We start from the raw sequence: 18,809 nt of genomic DNA, 5'->3' as shown, positions 1-18,809 counted from the left end.
GATCGCGAGAGCGAGCAGACATGGATGCAAAAAAGTGTCGCCTGGAGCGACTAGTGCAAACCCTATCCAGATGACTAGTGCGACAGGCGAAAATTCGAAGTGATCGTAGTTGAATTAGCGAAAGCCACCCGGAATTTTCCCCGGGTAGCTCCGGCCGTTGGATCAAACTTGTTGCAAGCCCTTGGCAGTGCGCTGCATACCTACGAAATTTGGCAATGCCTCGATACTGCTCAACCAGGCCCGAACGTTAGGATAGTCAGTCAGTGCAACATTGCCTTCTGGAGCATGGGAGACGTAGGTGTAGGCTGCTACATCGGCGACGGTCGGTTTGTCGCCAGCCAGGAATTTGCTTTTACCCAATTCTTGCTCCATCACCGTCAGCAGGGTGTGGGACTTGCTGATCGCATCCTCCGCGTTGTAACCGGCACCGAACACAGTGATCAGTCGAGCGGTAGCGGGGCCTGAGTTGATCTGCCCGGCGGCAACTGACAGCCAGCGTTGCACTTTTGCCTGCGCTAAAGGATCAGTGGGCAGCCACTCGCCGTTGCCGTATTTAGCAGCGAGATAGACCAGAATGGCGTTCGAGTCCGCTAGAACGGTGCCGTTATCATCGATCACCGGTACTTGGCCAAAGCTATTGAGCGCCAGGAATTCGGGCGTTTTGTGCGCGCCCTTCATCAGATCCACAAATATCAATTCTGTTGGCTGGCCGAGCAGTGAGAGCATCAATTCGACACGATGCGCGTGGCCAGACAATGGGTGACGATAAAGTTTGATGGGTTGTTGGGACATGACGTACTCCGGTTTTTTCTGGATTCGACCCGGTGATCGTGTCGATGGAGTCATCTTGCTCTCCCCTACCAAACAGAGGAATTACCATTAATTGCAATCCAGCATTTCACTGGGCGTAATGGTCAGTACTCTATTGTCAGTACTCTATTCTCAGTCCAATGCCGCGGATCCAAGCATCAAGTTCATGAACGCGACCGACGCTGCACTGTGGTAGTTATTTTTTCGTCTTAGAATCGACACGCCACGTTGAGGCGCCTTGTCGACCAAGGCCAGCTTGTGCAGAGCGCGATCCTGCGTGGCTATGGGTTCAGGAAGAATGGTGGCGACCGCGGTGTTTCGGATGACTTCAAGCAACGTGTTTACGGAGTTGACCTGAATCGTCACCTTGGGCGTAATTTTCACACTGGTGAAGTACTCATCGATACAAATGCGCGTAGCGAAGTCAGGGGTTAGCAACGCAAAATCAAGTTCAGCTAACTGGTCCGTCGTGAGTGCTTCCTGGCAGTCATAAAGTGGGTGAGCGCGGCCAACCATCAGACCGAGTGTCTCAACAAACGCCGGGATTGATTCGATATCAGCGTTTCTCACTTGGTCAAATGCAACAGCTATGTCCAGCGAGTCATCGACCAGTCCCTGTTCGATATCGCCCATCGATAACTCGAAAATCTCCAAGCGAATGTTCGGGAATTGGGCGATGTAATCACGCACTAACGGACCTAAGACGTACGCCATAAAGGTTGGGGCCATGGCCAGCCTTAACGTGCCACGGGACAAGTCTTTCACGTCGTGCAATGCCCGTTTGCCCGCCGCCAGCTCCACCAGTACGCGCCGGGCGCATTCGATGTAGGCAAGTCCAGCATCTGTGGGTCTGACAGTCCGCGATGTTCGGTCAAAAAGGCTGACGCCAAGCGTTTCTTCCAGCTGCCGTATCTGCTGCGACAGTGTCGGCTGAGACACATGCAGGACTTCTGCGGCTCGGGTGAAGCCACCGTGGTCAGCTACTGCCAACAAATACCGCAAGTGTCTTAGAAGCATTGGATCACCGAAAGATTGGGTTCGTGATGCATTGTAACTCTGACCGTTGCCCAGCGATTGGCCGAGCAGTGATCAGTTTTATTCTCAACCGAGACTGCCAAAAGGCAATGGACCTTCCGTGAGCACCGCTAGCGCGAAGATGCCCAGCCCTGCGCCGGGATTCAAGTACGTGCGCCCTATTGATTCTTTCACTAGGTGAAATACCGCATTGCCATTGTTAGCCATTCCGCTGATTCAGCGGTTTATCGAATATCAGTTATCGACTATCAGTTATCGAGTATCAGAAGCAGCGCAAAACAACATCAACACGCAGGCTAATTTCTCCGCAGATTAGCTCTGCACCCACTGGAGTACCGGTGATGCCCTTACTTAAATACCTCTCCTTTCTCGTGTTGACGATGCTTTTGGGCTTCGGACACGCCCAAGCGGAAACGCCAAAAATGCAGTACCGCCAAGTGACGGTCGATGGAGTAAATATCGCCTATCGAGAAATTGGCGATCCCAGCGCCCCCTCCGTATTACTCCTTCATGGAGTGCCCAGCTCGTCTCGTATGTACGACGATCTCATGAAGCAATTGGGTAACCGTTTTCACCTCATTGCTCCGGACTACCCAGGCTTCGGTAACAGCGATGCGCCCCCACCAGACAAGTTCGTCTACACATTTGATCACCTTGCCAAGGTAATGGAGCACTTCACGGACGCAGTCGGGCTCAAACGATACAGCTTGTTTATGCAGGACTACGGCGCTCCCGTCGGTATGCGATTAGCCATCGCAAGGCCCGAAGCCGTAACCTCAATGGTGTTCCAAAACGGCAATGTCTATGCAGAAGGTTTGGGCAAGATGTGGGACAGCCGCAAAGCTTACTGGGCCGACCGCAATGCCTATGAGGCCAAGTTCCAGGCGGCTCATTTATCCTTGGATGTAACTCGACAGCGGCATGTTGGCAGCGACCCGGACGTCACAGCGTACAACCCCGATTTATGGCAAGACGAAGTGGCATTCCTCAACCGCCCCGGTGAAGGCGCGATTCAAATGGCGCTGATCTATGACTATCGCACTAATATCGATGCCTACCCGGCGTGGCAGCAATGGCTGCGTGAACATCAGCTACCCACATTGGTTATCTGGGGCAAGCATGATTTGGCCTTTACCGTTGCAGGCGCTGAAGCTTTTCGCCGGGACTTGCCCAATGCAGAGATTGCGATTCTCGACGGCGGACATTTCGTTATGGACACCCGGCTGGAAGACGTCGCGAACCTCACTCGAAAATTCCTGATCAAGCAAAAATGAAAAAAGCGCACTCTGACCTGATCAGAGTGCGCTTTTAGTTCCTGCTCAACCCTACCGATTAAACGTTAAATCGATCTGCGTCATACGACTGCGGGTGGTAAAGACTCCATCGTCTTCCGTCACTTGCTACTCACCGCCGTCCGGAGGGTCACGAACTCTTCTGCGGAGGTCGGATGAACGCCAATAGTGTCATCGAAAAGTCGTTTCGTGGCACCCGCCTTAAGAGCAATCGCTAAGCCTTGAATAATATCCCCCGCGTCCGGACCGACCATGTGGCATCCCAACACTCGATCAGATTCTGCGTCCACTACCAGCTTCATCAGCGTTTGTTCTGACGACTCGGTGAGCGTCAATTTCATCGGGCGGAACCTGCTCTCGAACACCATTACTTTGTGGCCCTGCTCAACGGCTTGTTGTTCGGTAAGCCCCACCGTGCCGATGTTCGGCTGACTGAACACAGCGGTCGGAATGTGCCGATAATCGACCGGCCGATACTGCTCAGGGTTGAACAACCGCCGAGCAACTGCCATGCCCTCTGCTGTTGCAACGGGTGTCAACTGGACACCGCCAATGACATCACCCAGAGCCAATATGGAAGGCTCGCGAGTTTCAAAGTGCTCATTCACGTCAATATAGCCAGCCTCGGTGAGTTCGGCGCGGGTGTTTTCCAGCCCAAGATTATCGAGCATAGGCCTTCGACCAGTGGCGTAGAAAATGCTGTCAGTTTCCAGCTGCGTTCCATCCTGAAGCGTCGCGAGCAAACTTCCGTCTGGCTGCTTATCAATTCGGACAATGTCAGTGTTGAAATCAAGTCGCAACCCGCGCTTGGTCAATTCCTCTGCCAGATGAATACGCACTGACTGATCGAATCCTCGCAAAAACAGATCGCCTCGATACAGCAGCCGGGTATCAGCGCCTAGCCCGTTGAAAATGCCGGCGAATTCCACGGCAATGTAACCACCGCCGACCACCAGGATCCGCTTGGGCAACGCTTCCAGGAAGAATGCTTCGTTCGAAGTGATCGCATACTCCTTTCCCGGAATGTCCGGAATCTGCGGCCATCCGCCAGTCGCAATCAAAATCCGCTCAGCGCTGAAACGCTGGCCGTTTATATCAACATGGTTCGCATCTGCTAATCGCGCATGGCCTTCGAGCAACGTGACGCCGCTATCAATCAAAAGCTTACGGTAGATGCCATTGAGACGAGCGATCTCACGGTTCTTGTTCGCAATAAGCGATGGCCAGTCGAAATTCGCTTTGCCCGCTGTCCAGCCGAAGCTTTCGGCCTGTTCGAAGTCGTCAGCAAAATGAGCACCGTAAACCAGCAACTTTTTTGGAACACAGCCGACATTCACACACGTGCCGCCTAAGTATCGACTCTCGGCAACCGCTACTTTTGCACCAAAACCAGCTGCAAACCTTGCAGCACGCACTCCACCCGAGCCGGCACCAATGACGAATAAATCGAAGTCGTAGCTCATTTCAGTTCTCTGTAGGGAATGCACAGCGCCCGGCTGTCCATTTCATTTGAGGAATAACGACCGGAACTTCAGCGAATGCGTCAGTGCGGTACGAAGCCGCGAAAACAAACCTTCGCCTGATTGCGGTTGGCACTTATCAGTCATGCCTAATCCGCTGGTTTCACTTGCCAAAGCGCCCATGAACTGGGGAAGCAAAAAGCCCGCTTCGTGCTCACAATGAAGCACGCTTGAAGTATCAGGATAGGAATCGCCAGAGCAGGATTGAGTAGTGCCAAACATTGGGATCTCCCAGCAATGCAAAACGCTGCGACAACTCCAGTGGTTGATCGCTTCTGGGATAAGTTTCACTAACAAATGGGGTTTAGAGAACGGGCAGAGATGTCATGGCTTAATTGTGCTGGATGAAACAATGTGGGGTAGAGCCTTCTGAATAGGTAGTCAATCTACTCGGGAAGGATCTAGTGCAACACGCAGCCGGAGGACTCTTCCAAATTTGCTGCAAAAAATCGCGGCCATTTCAAAAACTGGAACAGTAGATTGTCTTTTTTGGTCGTTCTCCTGCATTTGCTTAGGGCAGAGCATGTGACACGCACAGCATTGATTTGCAATCGGCCGCAGAGTCATCAGCCTGATGACGGTTGTTTGTTTTCACGATGCAAAGAAGGTTTTGCATCGTTGCACAGACTTACTACGTGCTCACCCGAGAGGGGAAGGCTAGTTCTGTACCCGACACAAATTGGTGGAGTTGCGTCAATCTCTTCACATACAGGAACACTAGATGAACAAGTTATTCTCAGGTCTGTCCCTCGCAGCCGCGATGATTACAGCCACCGCCGCGCTGGCAGCGCCGGTCAAACCGACTGTGGTACTCGTACACGGCGCCTTCGCCGATTCGAGCAGTTGGAATGGCGTCGTCAAAATTCTGGAAAAAGATGGCTATCCAGTGATCGCAGCTTCGAACCCGCTGCGCTCACTCAAAGGTGACGCGCAGTCTGTTGCCGATGTGCTCGCCAGCATCAAAACGCCGGTCGTGCTGGTTGGGCATTCCTACGGTGGCCCGGTCATCAGCGAAGCGGCCTACGGCAACGCCAATGTCAAAGCGTTGGTATTCGTCGCAGCCATTGCACCCGAAGCAGGTGAATCCACCGCAGATTTATCTGGACGTTTTCCGGGTGGCACGCTCGGCCCTACCCTCGCTCCTCCAGTTGCCTTGGCTGACGGCGGTAAGGATCTGTATATCCAGCAAGACAAATTTCACGACCAGTTTGCGGCGGACGTCTCCAACGCGGACGCTCGCGTGATGGCTGCAACTCAACGTCCCGTCACTGTCGCCGCGCTAAATGAAGCATCGACCGAGCCGGCCTGGAAAACCATTCCTTCCTGGTTCGTCTATGGCACCGCCGACAAGAACATTCCGGCACAAGCCCAGGTATTCATGGCCGAGCGGGCACACGCCAGGCAAACCGTCGCAGTCAAAGACGCCTCTCACGTTGTGATGGTGTCCAACCCGAAAGTCGTCGCCAGCCTGATCGAAAAAGCAGCTAACGCCAAATGACAAAAAGTCGCGGCTTAGTATTGAGCCGCTTCGTCAGTGAACGAGCATCCGGTGGTGTTACGGATGCTCTCATAAAGCCCTAAAACGACGGCAGTCGATAAAACTGCGTCCGTCGCAGGAGTTATAAGATGAAGACGAAATTGCTCGTGGTAACTGCAATCGCCAGTATTTTGAGTGGTATTGCAGGAGTTTCAATTGTTGCATACGCAGACTCGTCTACTGGCGCTGATAAAGATCGCTCGCCTATTTTTGGAGTCGCTCTTCCTGAGGGATATCGCGAATGGCAATTCGTTAGCATCGCCCATGAAGAGGGTGACAAAGCCGACATTCGTGTGATCCTGGGAAATGATATTGCAATGAAAGCGTATCGGGACGGGACTATCCCATTTCCAGACGGCACCATCATCGCGCGACTCGCTTATAAGTATGAATCCTCCGCAAGGAACAACGCCGTCTTCGGTCGCGTGCAATCATACATAGCCGGAGAGCCGACGAACGTGCAGATAGAAGTTAAAGACTCAAAGCGCTACGCAAGTACTGGGGGTTGGGGTTACGGCCAGTTTGAAAATGGCAAAGCCAACCCTAGTGAGCAGCTCATGAACACCTGTTTCGCTTGCCACACCAAATTGCCTCCTCAGGATGACTTCATCTTCACAAAGTATTCGAAGTAATCGCCAAGCGTCCTTTATGTTGAGTTCTCTGCATTGCAATTCGGCGAAAGATCAACGCGTACAGGCCAGTGCTGTCAGAGCAACGCACAGCGTATTCAGCCGCCCATGCATCCCCCGCCCTGCACTTGGTAGGTGACGGTATGCCGTTCACCTTTTGAGTCTTCATAAACCATTTCAACTGGCACGATACCGCAGGCTAAGGAGGTATCAGTGATGCTGATAGTTTTAGCAACGTCCAAGGGAACGCCTGTACGTGCAGCCTGGGCACCCTCGCCAGCAAAAGCAGAGCCGGCAACGACCATTAAGAACAAAGCCATTAAGGTTTTCATCATGTTTTTCCAACTAGTGGCAAGAGTGATCAAGCGGAGCGTTCGCGGAGCAATTGACGCGCGGAGTCAGCCATCACGGGTAAAGAGCCGGCTAGCATCAGTACATCTTTGAGCACCAAACGACCTGCCCCCGACAGATAGGGAAAACCATGTTGCGCATCTCCGAGAGCGCCCACCCAGGCCTCAGGAGTGGTAATCAAAAAGCTCAGCGTTACCAGCGGTGTACCGAAGGCCAGCGCGCCACCCAACAGGCCAGTACGTCGCGAAATCGAATTTGACAGCACGAGCAGACCGATCAAGATTTCAACGATCCCGAGTCCAGTCGAAAAACCGTACGTGTTGTTAGCGGTTTGCCAAACGCGCTTCTCTGCGTTCAACTCGCCTTCATGTGTGAGGTGCGCTTTGTATTCTTCTGGGTGCTCATAGAAGAAAGACATGAATGGGCTGTTGGCAACGAAAGGAGTGATGCTGTCAGCTTCATATGGAACGAATTTCAGCGCTCCGATCCATAGAAAAACGATAGCGATAGCCAGTCGCATGAGTGACGTTCCGACAGTATCGACTTTGCTGATAAACCGCAGCCAGGCAGTAAAAGATGTGAGCATGAGACTTCTCCAAATCTGTGAATGTGGAGGTAGTCTGACGTGGGTTTGAAAGCCGTTTTTGTGCGTCTTGCTCAGTTTATTGCTTGATCGTCTCAACCTACTGCTGAAGACCTTTCAGGCATAAAAAAGCCTCGATACCTTGCGGTATCGAGGCAAAGCGCGTGCGGGTGAGTGATCTATTTCTTCAGCGAGTGAATCGCCTCCAACTCGATGTCATTGCCCTACTGCCGAATTTATCTGTCACTGGAGCATTGGCAACTCACGCAACTCACCTCCTTCTTTTCCGAGGCGTTGCAGATATGCGCCTGCGTTGAGCAATTGATAAGGAAAGTACAGGCCTGGCGCAGTCGGTGGTTGACCGTCGAGCCCGAGCAGTCGCTCAAGGAGCATGGCGACGCTCAGGCCGGTCAGCGCCGCCGCGCCTGCCGGGTGGACGGTGGCGTGGCGGGTGCGCAACGGTTTGCCGGTCAAGTCCTCGCCTGCGAGTTCGATGATGATTTCAGTCGACATCGGTTGTCCCTGGCGTCGCGATGAACTAACCCCGCTCGCCAGATTGAACTGCACATTGGGCGCACCAGTCGCAGCGGCCAAACCGACAACGTCGATGGAGGAGAAACCGGAGGCCTGCATTTGCGTACCATCGACCGCGCGAAAGCTGACCTTGGCATCCTCGCCTTCGCGCCAGATGTACACGCCGTCGCGCCGTGTCAGGGCGGCTGGCAGCATCTTGCTCAAGTGTTCGAAATCCTTGGCGACGGTCGGCCCTCCGCCGTCCTGTTCATCGACCAGCGCGTGGATGCTGATGTCGTGCACCCGGCTAAACGCCTTGGCCAAGTGCAGCGTCGACACAGTCGTTGAGCCGACCATCCATTCGTAACCGAGGACAATCGGCGCTGCGTCTGGCGTGTGCATGTAAGTCGCAATTTCCGGCGCGATCTCGAACACGCCGGAGGAAATACTCAGGTGAGGCACACCGCGCTGTTGGGCGAAACGCAACCCGGCGAGGGCATGATCCATGTAAAACACCACGACGCCGCTGACCGACTGATTGCCCAAACCCAAGTCGGCTGCGGCAGCGTCAATGACCACGCCCTGCGCGCCGCCAATCTGTTCTGCCGCCTGCTGGACTTTGGCCAGGTCGCGGCCAGCGATCAGTAAAGGCGCATCAGGATGCGCGGCGCGCAATGCCCGGGCAGTCTGGTGACCAATCGCGCCGGAACCGCCCATTAACAAGATAGGATCAATTGACATTGTGTATTCTCCTCGTTCAGGGACTGCAACCTACTATTGGTAGACACCCTAACATGAGCGCTGTAACTTTCGCCTACCATTGGTAGGTTTTATTGTTTTGGAAATCGATCACGTGCCAAAAACCACCGAGCAACCTACCCAACCTTCAGCGGCGCGGCGCCTTTCCAAAGCCGAACGGCGCCAGCAATTGCTGGATACGGCGCTGCTGATCGTGCGCGAGGAAGGCGCCGACAGACTCACTCTCGGGCATTTGGCCGTCCGCGCCGGCGTGTCCAAACCGGTGGTTTACGATCACTTCGCTACGCGCTCGGCGTTGTTGATCGAGCTCTACAAATGGATTGATGCCGAGCGAGTCAATGCGTTGCGTGAGGCCATGGCCAACACCACACAGGGGCCGGGCGAAACCGCGCTGATTCTGGCCAGCGCCTACATTCAGTGCGCAGCAGACCACACCGATGAGTTTCACGCAGTCGGCGCGGCGCTGGCCGGCAGCGAAGAAAAATCAGTGGTATTTCAGGAGCTGCTGGATAACTGCGTGCAAATGTTCATCGCCGTGCTCAAGCCTCACGCGGCTGCGCCACTGACAGCAGACGAACTGGAGCGACGCTGTATCGGCCTGATCGGCGCCGGGGAAGCGCTCTCCGGCGCATTGATCCGCGGGCAGCATGACATCCAGCAAATGACCGCCTCATTCGCATCACTGATACAGGGTGCCTTGCGCGCGGACTAACCAGCGAGAACGCTATTAATCTCGGCAACCACCTGCGCCGTCGCCGCTTCGATCGTCCCTTCATTGCGGCACAAAACCCAGCCATGCTCGGCAACCGCGCGCTCGAACGCCTCGGTGCTCGCGACATGTTCTTCGAGCTTGTGCATCACCGTACTGCTCAACCCACGCGAGCGTGCCGCAGCCCGCGCCCAGGAAATCTCAGGATCGGTGACAACCCCGACATGCAGGTCGGGCACTTGCACGTTTCGATCCAGGTTCAATTGCAGAATGTCGGCGAACGGGGCAATTCGGCGAAACGCGGCATCAGAGGGATACCAGCGATCAATCAAGATGATGCTGTCCGGGGGCTGTTTGGTCAGCACGTTCTGCGAAATCCAGGCTCGACTATCAGCAAACCGCTGACACACCGCCCACTCCAGATCGACGCTGGGTTTTCTGACGAGCTGGTTGACCAGGGCCATCGTTGCACCCCTGAAGGGATCACTTTTTTTCTCGCAAAGCCGGATCACTTTTTTGTTATCAGCCCTCAGCGCTTGGGTAATGGCCTCCAACAGCGTGGTTTTGCCGGTGCCTTTGGGGCCATCCAGGGAAACAAACAGCGGACGATTCATTCTTTGAGTTCTGAACAGACAGTGGCGAGCACTCTAACGTGTTTCCGGACATAGTTCTGGTAAGCCTGCGGGTGAAACATGCACCTTCCGATTCAACCAGAAACCTGCCCCTAAACCTCTGAGACGCCCGTCCCACCTTCTGCCACCAGCAAAAAAACTCAGCCAGCGGTGAATTATTTCGTTTCCTCTTGTATCTGATCAGGAACAAGCCGTGACATCAAAAAGATAGCACCGGCAACGGCAAACGCGTCTAGCCCACGCCACAGCGGGCTCGGCGGTTTGCATCAAGACTGATCAGGTACAGAGTGGTCCGCATGAAATCTCGTGAGAAAAAAGTCAAACCGATTGGTTTGAAAGACATCACCATCGTCGACGACGTCAAGATGCGCAAAGCGATCACCGCCGCCGCGCTTGGCAACGCCATGGAATGGTTCGACTTCGGCGTCTACGGTTTCGTCGCCTACGTGCTCGGCAAAGTGTTTTTCCCTGGCGCCGACCCAAGCGTGCAGATGATTGCCGCGTTGGCGACATTCTCGGTGCCGTTCCTGATCCGACCGCTGGGCGGTTTGTTTTTCGGCACGTTGGGCGATAAATACGGCCGACAGAAAGTCCTCGCCGCGACCATCGTGATCATGTCGCTCAGCACGTTCGCCATCGGCCTGATCCCCTCCTACGCCTCGATTGGTATCTGGGCGCCGATCCTGTTGTTGCTGGCGAAAATGGCTCAAGGTTTCTCGGTGGGCGGTGAATACACCGGTGCCTCGATCTTCGTCGCCGAATACGCGCCGGATCGCAAGCGCGGTTTCCTTGGCAGCTGGCTGGACTTCGGCTCAATCGCCGGGTTTGTCTTCGGCGCCGGCGTCGTAGTGCTGATTTCGACGATTTTGGGCGAAGAGCAGTTTGAATCCTGGGGCTGGCGTCTGCCGTTCTTCCTCGCCCTGCCACTGGGCATGATCGGCCTCTACTTGCGTAACGCGCTCGAAGAAACCCCGGCCTTCCAGCAACACGTCGAGAAACTTGAACAAGGCGACCGCGAAGGCTTGGCCAGCGGTCCCAAAGTGTCGTTCAAGGAAGTCGCCACCAAACATTGGCGCAGCCTGATGACCTGCGTTGGCGTGGTTGCAGCGACTAACGTGACTTACTACATGCTGCTCACGTACATGCCGAGCTACCTGACGCACAACTTGCACTACAGCGAAAACCACGGCGTATTGATCATCATCGCGATCATGGTCGGCATGTTGTTCGTGCAGCCGATGATCGGTTTCGTCAGCGACAAGATCGGCCGTCGTCCTTTCATTATTTGCGGCAGCATCGGTTTGTTCTTTCTGGCGATCCCGGCCTTCATGCTGATCAACAGCGGCAAACTTGGTTTGATCTTCTCTGGGCTGCTGATGCTGGCGGTGTTACTCAACTTCTTTATCGGGGTCATGGCGTCGACACTCCCGGCGATGTTTCCGACCCACATCCGTTACAGCGCGCTGGCCAGTGCTTTCAATATTTCGGTATTGATTGCCGGCCTCACCCCTACCCTCGTGGCCTGGTTGGTGGAAAGCACGCAGAACCTGTACATGCCCGCCTATTACTTGATGGTCGTTGCGGTCATCGGGTTGGCGACAGGTATCACCATGAAAGAAACCGCGAACAAGCCATTACGCGGTGCAGCACCGGCGGCTTCGGATATTGAAGAAGCACAGGAACTGCTGCAGGAACATCACGACAACATCGAGCAGAAGATCGAAGACATCGATGCGGAAATTGCCGAGCTGGAAGCCAAGCGTAAGAACCTGGTGCAGCAACATCCGCGAATCGATTAAGCGACGCTCCAAGTCTTTGTAAGAAGGATCTGCAATGAAAAGCAAACGCGCCACTTTTGCCCTGTCCCGACCACTGTTGATGCTGACGGTCAGTGGACTGCTGACGGCCTGCGCCGCAAACAATACGGACTCTAATGTCGTTGCGCCGGGCGCAGAGAAAACGCCCTCGACCAAGACCCTGGAGGCCGGCGCAGCGCTGATGCAATCGCGCCCGCCGGTTGAAGCGCTGAATGCTTACCTCGATGGCTTCCATTTTTACAATGGTCATCCCGATGTACAGATGGAGGCGCATCACTACTGTTCGATCCTCAATGAAGAGGTGATCCAGTGCGTGATTTACGACGGTAATCGCAAAGACGCGAAGCTCATGGGCGTGGAATACATCATCAGCGAGCAACTGTTCGCCAAGTTGCCGAAGGCTGAAAAAGCCTTGTGGCACAGCCATGTCCACGAAGTGAAATCGGGCCAGTTAGTTGCGCCGGGGATCCCGGAAGTTGCCGAACATGCGCTGATGGAAAAACTCGTTCACACCTACGGCAAGACTTGGCACACGTGGCACACCGACCTCAATAAAGACCTGCCGCTGGGCGTTCCGCAACTGATGATGGGATTCACCGCAGATGGCCAAGTTGATCAGAAGTTAGTCTCAGAGCGCGACAAGCGATTCGGCATCAACAGTGCCGAGAAGAGGAAGTCGCGCGCCGACATTCCCGCGCCTGCGATTGATCCGGGCGCCGATGCCTGGCGCAAGGGCGATGTCATTCAAATCGAAGACCCGACCGGCACGCCGCACTCACATAGCCAGGCCGTTCCGTAAGGTTCACGCACCACCGCAAAACCAAGGGCGACGCTGCCAACGGCGTCGCCCTTGTTCGTTACTGAGTGACGCCACTCGCAGCCGTTGCCGTTTCAAACATCGCCGCAAACCGTGGTTTGTTCGCCGCGTAATAGTCCGCCACCACCTTGTCCGCAGTACTTTCCCGCGCCGCAAACATCAGCTTTTCAAGATCCGCCTGAGGGATTTTGAAGTTGGCGAAGAAGCGCGCCACTTCCGGATGTTCCACGCTGAAACCCTGGCGGGCGAACGCGTGGATTTGTTCAGCGCCGCCGAAAATCTTCTTCGGATCATCCAGATAACGCAGCGACCACTTGGAGAACATCCAGTGCGGACTCCAGGCGTTGACCAACGACCACTTATCGCGTTTCAGGTTGCGATCCAGTTCACTCAACATGCCCGACTCTGAAGACGCGACCATCTTGTAGCCATCAAGTTTGTATTCCTTGAGTGCCAGTTCCGTGAGTTTGTATTGGCCGTTGCCGACTTCAGACGTGAGGATCTTGCCGCCCAGTTTGGCTTTCACGTCAGGCTTGTTCAGGTCTTCGACACTGGCGATCTCACTTTCAGGAATTGACGTCGGCACCGCCATGCCGATCCGCCCTTCATAGAGCACGCCCAGGTCTTCAATCTTGTCGCGGTACTTGTCGTGGAAAGCCTTGTGCGTACTGGGCAACCAGACCATCGGGATCAAGTCGATGTTGCCGTTGGCCAGCGCCTGGAACTGAATACCGATATCCGCCAGCACCAGTTTTACGGGTTGTTTGAGGTTGTCCTGTAACGCGGCGCTGGCCAGTTTCACCGTGATCTCGGTGTCCGACCAGTTGACCCAGCCGATACGGATCGGCGCCGGGTCTGCGGCGTTGGCGGCTAGGCTGCAAGTGCCCAGCGCCGCCGCTGCAAGCCAGCCGATCAGGCTTTTACTGGATAACGTTTGGTTAGTCATCGCGCATCTCCGCTTTCTATTCGAATAGTTATTGGCAGGGCAGCAGAAGCAACAAACCTCTCCGACAGGAGAGCAAACAAGATCGCAGTCACAGGGCATCAAAACATCATCGGCGTTTCTTGTTTTAGCGGATGTTAATCGCGGTTTCGCGGTGGCACAAGCAAAATGTACACCTGTGTCATGATCGGTTGACGCCTGTGAACATTGGACATACCGTTATGTCAAAACCAACGCCTGATGTTTGTTCGAGGAGCGCACCACATGTCCAGCGATCCCCTGTTGCAGCCCTACACAATCAAAAACCTGACCTTGCGTAACCGCATCATGACCACCTCGCACGAACCGGCGTATCCGGTCGACGGCATGCCCAAGGATCTTTATCGGGCCTATCACGTCGAGCGCGCCAAGGCTGGCGTGGCGTTGACCATGACCGCCGGTTCTGCGGCGGTGTCACGCGACAGTCCGCCGGTGTTCAACAACATCCTGGCGTACAAGGACGAAGTGGTCGGCTGGCTCAAAGACCTCACCGATGAGTGCCACGAACACGGCGCGGCGGTGATGATTCAACTGACGCATCTGGGCCGTCGCACGCGCTGGGACAAAGCCGACTGGCTGCCGGTGGTCTCGCCCTCGCATCGCCGCGAGGCGTCGCACCGCTCGTTCCCGAAGAAAATGGAAGAGTGGGACATCGAGCGCATCATCAAGGATTACGTGGACGCCGCCGAGCGCATGAAAGCCGCCGGCCTCGACGGCCTGGAGCTGCAAGCCTACGGGCATTTGATGGATCAGTTCTGGTCGCCGCTGACCAACGATCTCGACGGACCTTACGGCGGTTCGCTGGAAAATCGCCTGCGTTTCACCTTCGATGTGCTGCGCGGCATCCGCAAGCAATGCGGCGAGGATTTCATTCTCGGCGTGCGCTATACCGGCGACGAGGACCTGCCCGGCGGCTTTGGTGCGCAGGAAGGCATGGCGATTTCGCATCTGCTCAAGGACAGCGGCCTGGTGGATTTTCTCAACGTAGTGCGTGGCCACATCGACACCGATGCCGGCCTCACCGACGTGATTCCGATCCAGGGCATGCGCAACTCGCCGCACCTGGATTTCGCCGGTGAAATCCGCGCGGCCACCGGTTTCCCGACGTTCCACGCAGCGAAGATTCCCGACGTCGCCACCGCCCGACATGCCATCGCCTCCGGTAAGATCGACATGGTCGGCATGACCCGCGCGCACATGACCGACCCGCACATCGTGCGCAAAATCATCGAAAAACGTGAGGAAGAAATCCGCCCGTGCGTCGGCGCCAACTACTGCCTGGACCGCATCTATCAGGGCGGCGCGGCGTATTGCATCCACAACGCTGCGACCGGCCGCGAAACCACAATGCCGCACGAGATTGCGCAGGCGCCGGTCAAACGCAACGTAGTGATTATTGGCACTGGCCCGGCGGGTCTGGAGGCGGCGCGGGTCGCCGGTGAGCGAGGGCACGACGTCACCGTATTTGAAGTCGCCGACCAGCCCGGCGGGCAGATCCGCCTGACCGCGTTAAGCGAGCGTCGCCGCGAGATGATCAGCATCATCGACTGGCGCATGGCCCAGTGCGAACGGCTCGGGGTCAAATTCCATTTCAACACCTGGGCCGAGGCCGATACGGTGCTGGCGCAAGAACCGGACGTGGTCATCGTCGCCACTGGCGGTCTGCCGCACACCGAAGTGCTGAAACATGGCAATGAACTGGTGGTATCGGCGTGGGACATCATTTCCGGCGACGTCAAACCCGGGCGCAACGTGCTGATCTTCGATGACGCCGGCGACCATGCGGCGTTGCAGGCCGCTGAAGTGATCGCCAACAGTGGCGCCACCCTCGAAATCGTCACGCCCGACCGGTCGTTTGCGCCGGAAGTCATGGCGATGAACCTGGTGCCGTACATGCGCAGCCTGCAAGACCTCGACGTCACGTTTACCGTGACTTATCGGGTCGAAGCCGTAGAAAAACGCGATGGCAAGTTGCTGGTCAGCTTTGGCAGCGATTATGGCCGAGTGAATAAACAGCGGGTGGTCGATCAGGTGGTGATCAATCACGGCACCCTGCCGCTGGACGATCTGTACTTCGAGTTGCGCGGACATTCGAGCAATGGCGGCGCGGTCGAACAGCACAATTTGATCGCCGGCAAAACCCAGAACATCGTCACGCACCCCGAAGGTCGTTTCCAATTGTTCCGGATTGGCGATGCCGTGTCGGCGCGCAACACCCACGCCGCCATTTACGACGCGCTGCGCCTGGTGAAAGACCTCTGAGCTGACGCCGCAGCGCCCTCATTTGGAGGGCGCTGCGGTGATGCGGGTCAAAGGCCTTTGCGCGCGACGGCAGCGCCCTCCTCCAAAGCCTTGCCGATCTGTTGCTCGAACTGGCCATCCGTCAGCGACTGCAACGCGGCGGCGGTCACACCCCGATACGCAATCAAGCTATCAAGGGTTTCCTGAGCATCGCGGCTGGCGAGTAACTGGCTGCTATGCACCACCACATTCTTCGCCGCGAGTTGCGCGATATCGGCAGGTATTCCGGCTAGCGTCGCCTGCTTGGCCAACGCGGTCAGTAATAACGCAGGAAACGCCGGACCGGTGCCGGACAGCGCCGAGAGCACCTCGATGTGATCCTCTTGCGTCACTTCAGCCGCTGTGCCGACGCTTTCGAACAAACGCTGCACCAGACTTTTTGTCGCCGCATCCACCTCGCCAAAACAAAACCACGGCGTGAACGATCGCTCGATTTCCACCGCTGCGTTGGGCATCGCCCGGATGACCGCCGCTGCCGAAGTCTGCTTTGAAATCGCCTGCGCAGTAATCCCGGCCATCAGCGAGATCACAGTTTTGCCCGAGGCATTAATGTTGAGATTGGCGAAGTGTTCGGGGCGCACGGCGAGGATAATCAGCCCGCTGCGGGCCACCAGTGCCTGATTATCGGTGACCAGTTGCGCGCCTTCGCGCGCTAGCGGATGACTGCCGGATCGATTGGAAATAACCAGATGGCCTTGTGCAACACGCCTTTCGCCAGCAGCGCTTTCGCAATCGAGCCACCCAGCCAGCCAGTTCCGCCGATGATTCCCAGCGTCTGGATTCCCGGCGTCTGGCTGCTCATTTCGCCGCGTCCTCGAATGTGTCGGTCAACGGCACAAAGTGCCCCGGCTCACTTTCGGCGTAACCGAACTTTCCGTAGAAACGGTCCAGTTCGCGCTGCTTTGGCACTTTGCCGGTGAAGATGCTCACGTAATGCGGGATGCGCTGAAAACGCACGGTGATTTCCTCGCTGGTGTTCATCGTGATGTAACCGATCTGCGTCAGATAGATCGTGCGCGCGCGGGTGTCGGCGGCGTTCAAGTCGTAACCGAAACGCTTGAACATGCTGGCCAGCGCGCTGATGCGTTGCTCATCGGCGGTGGCGACTTCGGCGGCAACCTCGGCAGACTGCAGCGCCCAACTGCGCACGGCGAACTCGAATTGCGAATCGAACGTCTGCGGGTTGAGCCAGCATTCGAAGACATTGAGGATCGCTTCGGAAATGCTTTCCGCGTAACTCTCGCTTTGGCGGATCAGCCCGCCAGTATTGGTGTCGCGCCAGCGTGTGAGCAAAGCGGCGAGCAATTGCTCGCGATCCTCGAAGAACCAATAGAAGCTGGTTCGCGATAATCCCAGGCGTTTCGCCAGCGGCATCACCCGAACGGCATCGATGCCCGACTCCTTCAGCGCATCGTAAGCGGCGGCCAGCCAACCCTCGGGCGAACCACGCCACCCGCTGTCCTGCGCCTTGCCGCGTGCTTTGCCTAACTGAGACATCGGGTCCTGCCTTGCTGAAAAATGCGTGACCCGAATGTACTCGGACGACCTGTGAATGTACACCTGAGTACATTTGGCCGACTTCACTGCAAGTCGAAGCCAGATCGAACCCCGTCCGCCGTTACAGGTCTCTCCTGTATAACTTTTCGGGAATTAACAGCAATGTCCACGCAACACAGCCTTATCGTTTTAGCTCGAAGCGGTTATGCCGCCCGGGGCATTCTTTACCTGATTATCGGGATCTTCGCGTTACTCGCGGCCCAGGATTCAAGCAAACCCAAAGACAGTCACAAGAGCCTGGAAGCCTTGTTGAGCCAACCATTCGGCTACTTGCTGATTGGCATTGTCGTCGCCGGTTTGCTGGCATTCGCGGCTTGGCGGGTATTGCAGGCAACCCGCGATGTTGATCATCACGGCAAAGAGTTCAAGGGTTTGGTGATCCGTGCGGGTTTATTGGCCGGCGGCGTGGTGAACGGCGCTCTGGCGTTCTTTGCCCTGGGGTTGCTGGTCAGCGGGATCAATAGTTCGGGCGGTTCCGGAGGTGGGCAAACCAAAGACTTGCTCGCGCAGTTGTTGTCGTGGGAACACTCGAACTTGTTGGTCTACCTCGTCGCACTGGTGCCACTGGGCGTGGGTATCGCGCACATCATCAAGGGCTGGAAAGCTTCGTTCGAGAAGTACTTTGAAGCCGACGAAGAAGTCATGCGCTATGTAAGGCCGGTCTCGCGATTTGGTCTTATCGCCCGTGGCGTCGTGTTCATCGAGATCGCCCTGCTGTTGATGATCAGCGGCTCAAGCTATAAGGCGATCAATCCGCCGGGCATGAAAGATGCGCTGAATGCGTTGCAGAACTTGCCGGCCGGCGGTGTGATCCTGATGGTAATGGCCTTGGGGCTGATTGCGTTTTCGGTCTACAGCTTGTCCGAAGCGGCGTGGCGCAAGATCAACATGGACGTGCCCGGCGTCGCGGAACGGCACTAAGCGCACCGGCGATCAGCCTTCGATCATATCGATTGAACCCGACC

Annotated in this window: 18 protein-coding genes and 1 pseudogene; 8 read left to right on the top strand and 11 right to left on the bottom strand. The window is 56.0% G+C overall.

The window, feature by feature from the left end:
• Positions 1-162: 162 nt before the first annotated feature.
• On the bottom strand, positions 163-792 hold the full coding sequence (locus BLU01_RS26765; RefSeq protein ID WP_092281154.1) for a glutathione S-transferase family protein: 630 nt from the start codon (positions 790-792) through the stop codon (positions 163-165).
• 150 nt (positions 793-942) lie between these two features.
• On the bottom strand, positions 943-1,827 hold the full coding sequence (cynR, locus tag BLU01_RS26760; protein ID WP_092281152.1) for a transcriptional regulator CynR: 885 nt from the start codon (positions 1,825-1,827) through the stop codon (positions 943-945).
• 359 nt (positions 1,828-2,186) lie between these two features.
• Here cynR and BLU01_RS26755 point away from each other — a divergent pair, with 359 nt between their 5' ends.
• Positions 2,187-3,119, top strand: a complete 933-nt coding sequence (locus BLU01_RS26755; RefSeq protein WP_197675575.1) for an alpha/beta fold hydrolase — start codon at positions 2,187-2,189, stop codon at positions 3,117-3,119.
• A gap of 119 nt (positions 3,120-3,238) precedes the next feature.
• Here the strand turns inward: BLU01_RS26755 and gorA are convergent, their stop codons facing one another.
• Both gorA and BLU01_RS27680 read right to left on the bottom strand, forming a co-directional pair.
• The gene (gene gorA / locus BLU01_RS26750; RefSeq protein ID WP_092281150.1) at positions 3,239-4,600 is read right to left on the bottom strand and encodes a glutathione-disulfide reductase; all 1,362 of its coding nucleotides are present in this window, start codon (positions 4,598-4,600) and stop codon (positions 3,239-3,241) included.
• A 42-nt stretch (positions 4,601-4,642) separates the two neighbouring features.
• The gene (locus tag BLU01_RS27680; RefSeq protein ID WP_157720193.1) at positions 4,643-4,879 is read right to left on the bottom strand and encodes a hypothetical protein; all 237 of its coding nucleotides are present in this window, start codon (positions 4,877-4,879) and stop codon (positions 4,643-4,645) included.
• 499 nt (positions 4,880-5,378) lie between these two features.
• On the opposite strand from BLU01_RS27680, the gene BLU01_RS26745 reads away from it, so the two are divergent.
• Both BLU01_RS26745 and BLU01_RS26740 read left to right on the top strand, forming a co-directional pair.
• Positions 5,379-6,155 (top strand): alpha/beta fold hydrolase, encoded by a 777-nt coding sequence (locus BLU01_RS26745; RefSeq protein WP_092281148.1) that lies wholly within the window; start codon positions 5,379-5,381, stop codon positions 6,153-6,155.
• A 128-nt stretch (positions 6,156-6,283) separates the two neighbouring features.
• Positions 6,284-6,826 (top strand): cytochrome P460 family protein, encoded by a 543-nt coding sequence (locus tag BLU01_RS26740; protein ID WP_092281146.1) that lies wholly within the window; start codon positions 6,284-6,286, stop codon positions 6,824-6,826.
• A gap of 95 nt (positions 6,827-6,921) precedes the next feature.
• On the opposite strand, the gene BLU01_RS26735 is transcribed toward BLU01_RS26740, so the two are convergent.
• From BLU01_RS26735 to BLU01_RS26725, 3 genes are all read right to left on the bottom strand, one after another.
• Positions 6,922-7,155, bottom strand: a complete 234-nt coding sequence (locus BLU01_RS26735; RefSeq protein ID WP_092281144.1) for a DUF2790 domain-containing protein — start codon at positions 7,153-7,155, stop codon at positions 6,922-6,924.
• A 29-nt stretch (positions 7,156-7,184) separates the two neighbouring features.
• Complete coding sequence (gene rclC, locus BLU01_RS26730) at positions 7,185-7,760, bottom strand: reactive chlorine resistance membrane protein RclC (RefSeq protein WP_092281142.1); 576 nt, start codon at positions 7,758-7,760, stop codon at positions 7,185-7,187.
• A 240-nt stretch (positions 7,761-8,000) separates the two neighbouring features.
• Positions 8,001-9,011 (bottom strand): Rossmann-fold NAD(P)-binding domain-containing protein, encoded by a 1,011-nt coding sequence (locus BLU01_RS26725; protein ID WP_092281140.1) that lies wholly within the window; start codon positions 9,009-9,011, stop codon positions 8,001-8,003.
• A gap of 97 nt (positions 9,012-9,108) precedes the next feature.
• Between BLU01_RS26725 and BLU01_RS26720 the strand changes: the two genes are divergently transcribed.
• Complete coding sequence (locus BLU01_RS26720) at positions 9,109-9,741, top strand: TetR/AcrR family transcriptional regulator (protein ID WP_231987117.1); 633 nt, start codon at positions 9,109-9,111, stop codon at positions 9,739-9,741.
• On the opposite strand, the gene BLU01_RS26715 is transcribed toward BLU01_RS26720, so the two are convergent.
• Positions 9,738-10,352: a dTMP kinase gene (locus BLU01_RS26715; RefSeq protein WP_092281138.1), complete on the bottom strand. Its 615-nt coding sequence runs from the start codon at positions 10,350-10,352 to the stop codon at positions 9,738-9,740. The two genes, BLU01_RS26720 and BLU01_RS26715, sit on opposite strands and share 4 nt — an antisense overlap.
• Positions 10,353-10,666: 314 nt before the next feature.
• Between BLU01_RS26715 and proP the strand changes: the two genes are divergently transcribed.
• Positions 10,667-12,169 carry a glycine betaine/L-proline transporter ProP gene (proP, locus tag BLU01_RS26710; RefSeq protein ID WP_092281136.1) on the top strand — a complete coding sequence of 501 codons (1,503 nt, stop codon included), beginning with the start codon at positions 10,667-10,669 and terminating at the stop codon, positions 12,167-12,169.
• A 79-nt stretch (positions 12,170-12,248) separates the two neighbouring features.
• Entirely contained in the window at positions 12,249-12,986 is a 738-nt protein-coding gene (locus tag BLU01_RS26705) for an OBAP family protein (protein WP_092281755.1), read from the top strand.
• A 58-nt stretch (positions 12,987-13,044) separates the two neighbouring features.
• Here BLU01_RS26705 and BLU01_RS26700 read toward each other — a convergent pair whose 3' ends face one another.
• Complete coding sequence (locus BLU01_RS26700) at positions 13,045-13,950, bottom strand: glycine betaine ABC transporter substrate-binding protein (protein ID WP_092281134.1); 906 nt, start codon at positions 13,948-13,950, stop codon at positions 13,045-13,047.
• 261 nt (positions 13,951-14,211) lie between these two features.
• Here BLU01_RS26700 and BLU01_RS26695 point away from each other — a divergent pair, with 261 nt between their 5' ends.
• Positions 14,212-16,248: an NADH:flavin oxidoreductase gene (locus BLU01_RS26695; protein WP_167370456.1), complete on the top strand. Its 2,037-nt coding sequence runs from the start codon at positions 14,212-14,214 to the stop codon at positions 16,246-16,248.
• 47 nt (positions 16,249-16,295) lie between these two features.
• Here the strand turns inward: BLU01_RS26695 and BLU01_RS26690 are convergent.
• Positions 16,296-17,089: pseudogene (locus BLU01_RS26690) on the bottom strand (pyrroline-5-carboxylate reductase family protein).
• Positions 17,086-17,784, bottom strand: coding sequence for a TetR/AcrR family transcriptional regulator (locus BLU01_RS26685; RefSeq protein WP_092281130.1), 699 nt, complete (start codon positions 17,782-17,784; stop codon positions 17,086-17,088). The pseudogene BLU01_RS26690 and the gene BLU01_RS26685 overlap by 4 nt, the downstream one beginning before the upstream one ends.
• Before the next feature lie 162 nt (positions 17,785-17,946).
• Between BLU01_RS26685 and BLU01_RS26680 the strand changes: the two genes are divergently transcribed.
• Positions 17,947-18,765: a DUF1206 domain-containing protein gene (locus tag BLU01_RS26680; protein ID WP_092281128.1), complete on the top strand. Its 819-nt coding sequence runs from the start codon at positions 17,947-17,949 to the stop codon at positions 18,763-18,765.
• Positions 18,766-18,809: the final 44 nt, after the last annotated feature.

The organism is Pseudomonas prosekii, from assembly GCF_900105155.1.
GTDB classification, from domain to species: domain Bacteria; phylum Pseudomonadota; class Gammaproteobacteria; order Pseudomonadales; family Pseudomonadaceae; genus Aquipseudomonas; species Aquipseudomonas prosekii.
Note: the sequence above shows the minus strand (reverse complement) of the source record. Positions and strands in the feature narration are given on the sequence as shown.

Coding starts and splice junctions, on each gene's coding strand:
- BLU01_RS26755 (WP_197675575.1), top strand. CDS start 2,187: ATGCCCTTACTTAAATACCTCTCCTTTCTCGTGTTGACGATGCTTTTG.
- cynR (WP_092281152.1), bottom strand. CDS start 1,827: ATGCTTCTAAGACACTTGCGGTATTTGTTGGCAGTAGCTGACCACGGT.
- BLU01_RS26725 (WP_092281140.1), bottom strand. CDS start 9,011: ATGTCAATTGATCCTATCTTGTTAATGGGCGGTTCCGGCGCGATTGGT.
- BLU01_RS26735 (WP_092281144.1), bottom strand. CDS start 7,155: ATGAAAACCTTAATGGCTTTGTTCTTAATGGTCGTTGCCGGCTCTGCT.
- BLU01_RS26705 (WP_092281755.1), top strand. CDS start 12,249: ATGCTGACGGTCAGTGGACTGCTGACGGCCTGCGCCGCAAACAATACG.
- BLU01_RS26740 (WP_092281146.1), top strand. CDS start 6,284: ATGAAGACGAAATTGCTCGTGGTAACTGCAATCGCCAGTATTTTGAGT.
- BLU01_RS26680 (WP_092281128.1), top strand. CDS start 17,947: ATGTCCACGCAACACAGCCTTATCGTTTTAGCTCGAAGCGGTTATGCC.
- gorA (WP_092281150.1), bottom strand. CDS start 4,600: ATGAGCTACGACTTCGATTTATTCGTCATTGGTGCCGGCTCGGGTGGA.
- rclC (WP_092281142.1), bottom strand. CDS start 7,760: ATGCTCACATCTTTTACTGCCTGGCTGCGGTTTATCAGCAAAGTCGAT.
- BLU01_RS26715 (WP_092281138.1), bottom strand. CDS start 10,352: ATGAATCGTCCGCTGTTTGTTTCCCTGGATGGCCCCAAAGGCACCGGC.
- BLU01_RS26700 (WP_092281134.1), bottom strand. CDS start 13,950: ATGACTAACCAAACGTTATCCAGTAAAAGCCTGATCGGCTGGCTTGCA.
- proP (WP_092281136.1), top strand. CDS start 10,667: ATGAAATCTCGTGAGAAAAAAGTCAAACCGATTGGTTTGAAAGACATC.
- BLU01_RS26745 (WP_092281148.1), top strand. CDS start 5,379: ATGAACAAGTTATTCTCAGGTCTGTCCCTCGCAGCCGCGATGATTACA.
- BLU01_RS27680 (WP_157720193.1), bottom strand. CDS start 4,879: ATGTTTGGCACTACTCAATCCTGCTCTGGCGATTCCTATCCTGATACT.
- BLU01_RS26695 (WP_167370456.1), top strand. CDS start 14,212: ATGTCCAGCGATCCCCTGTTGCAGCCCTACACAATCAAAAACCTGACC.
- BLU01_RS26685 (WP_092281130.1), bottom strand. CDS start 17,784: ATGTCTCAGTTAGGCAAAGCACGCGGCAAGGCGCAGGACAGCGGGTGG.
- BLU01_RS26765 (WP_092281154.1), bottom strand. CDS start 792: ATGTCCCAACAACCCATCAAACTTTATCGTCACCCATTGTCTGGCCAC.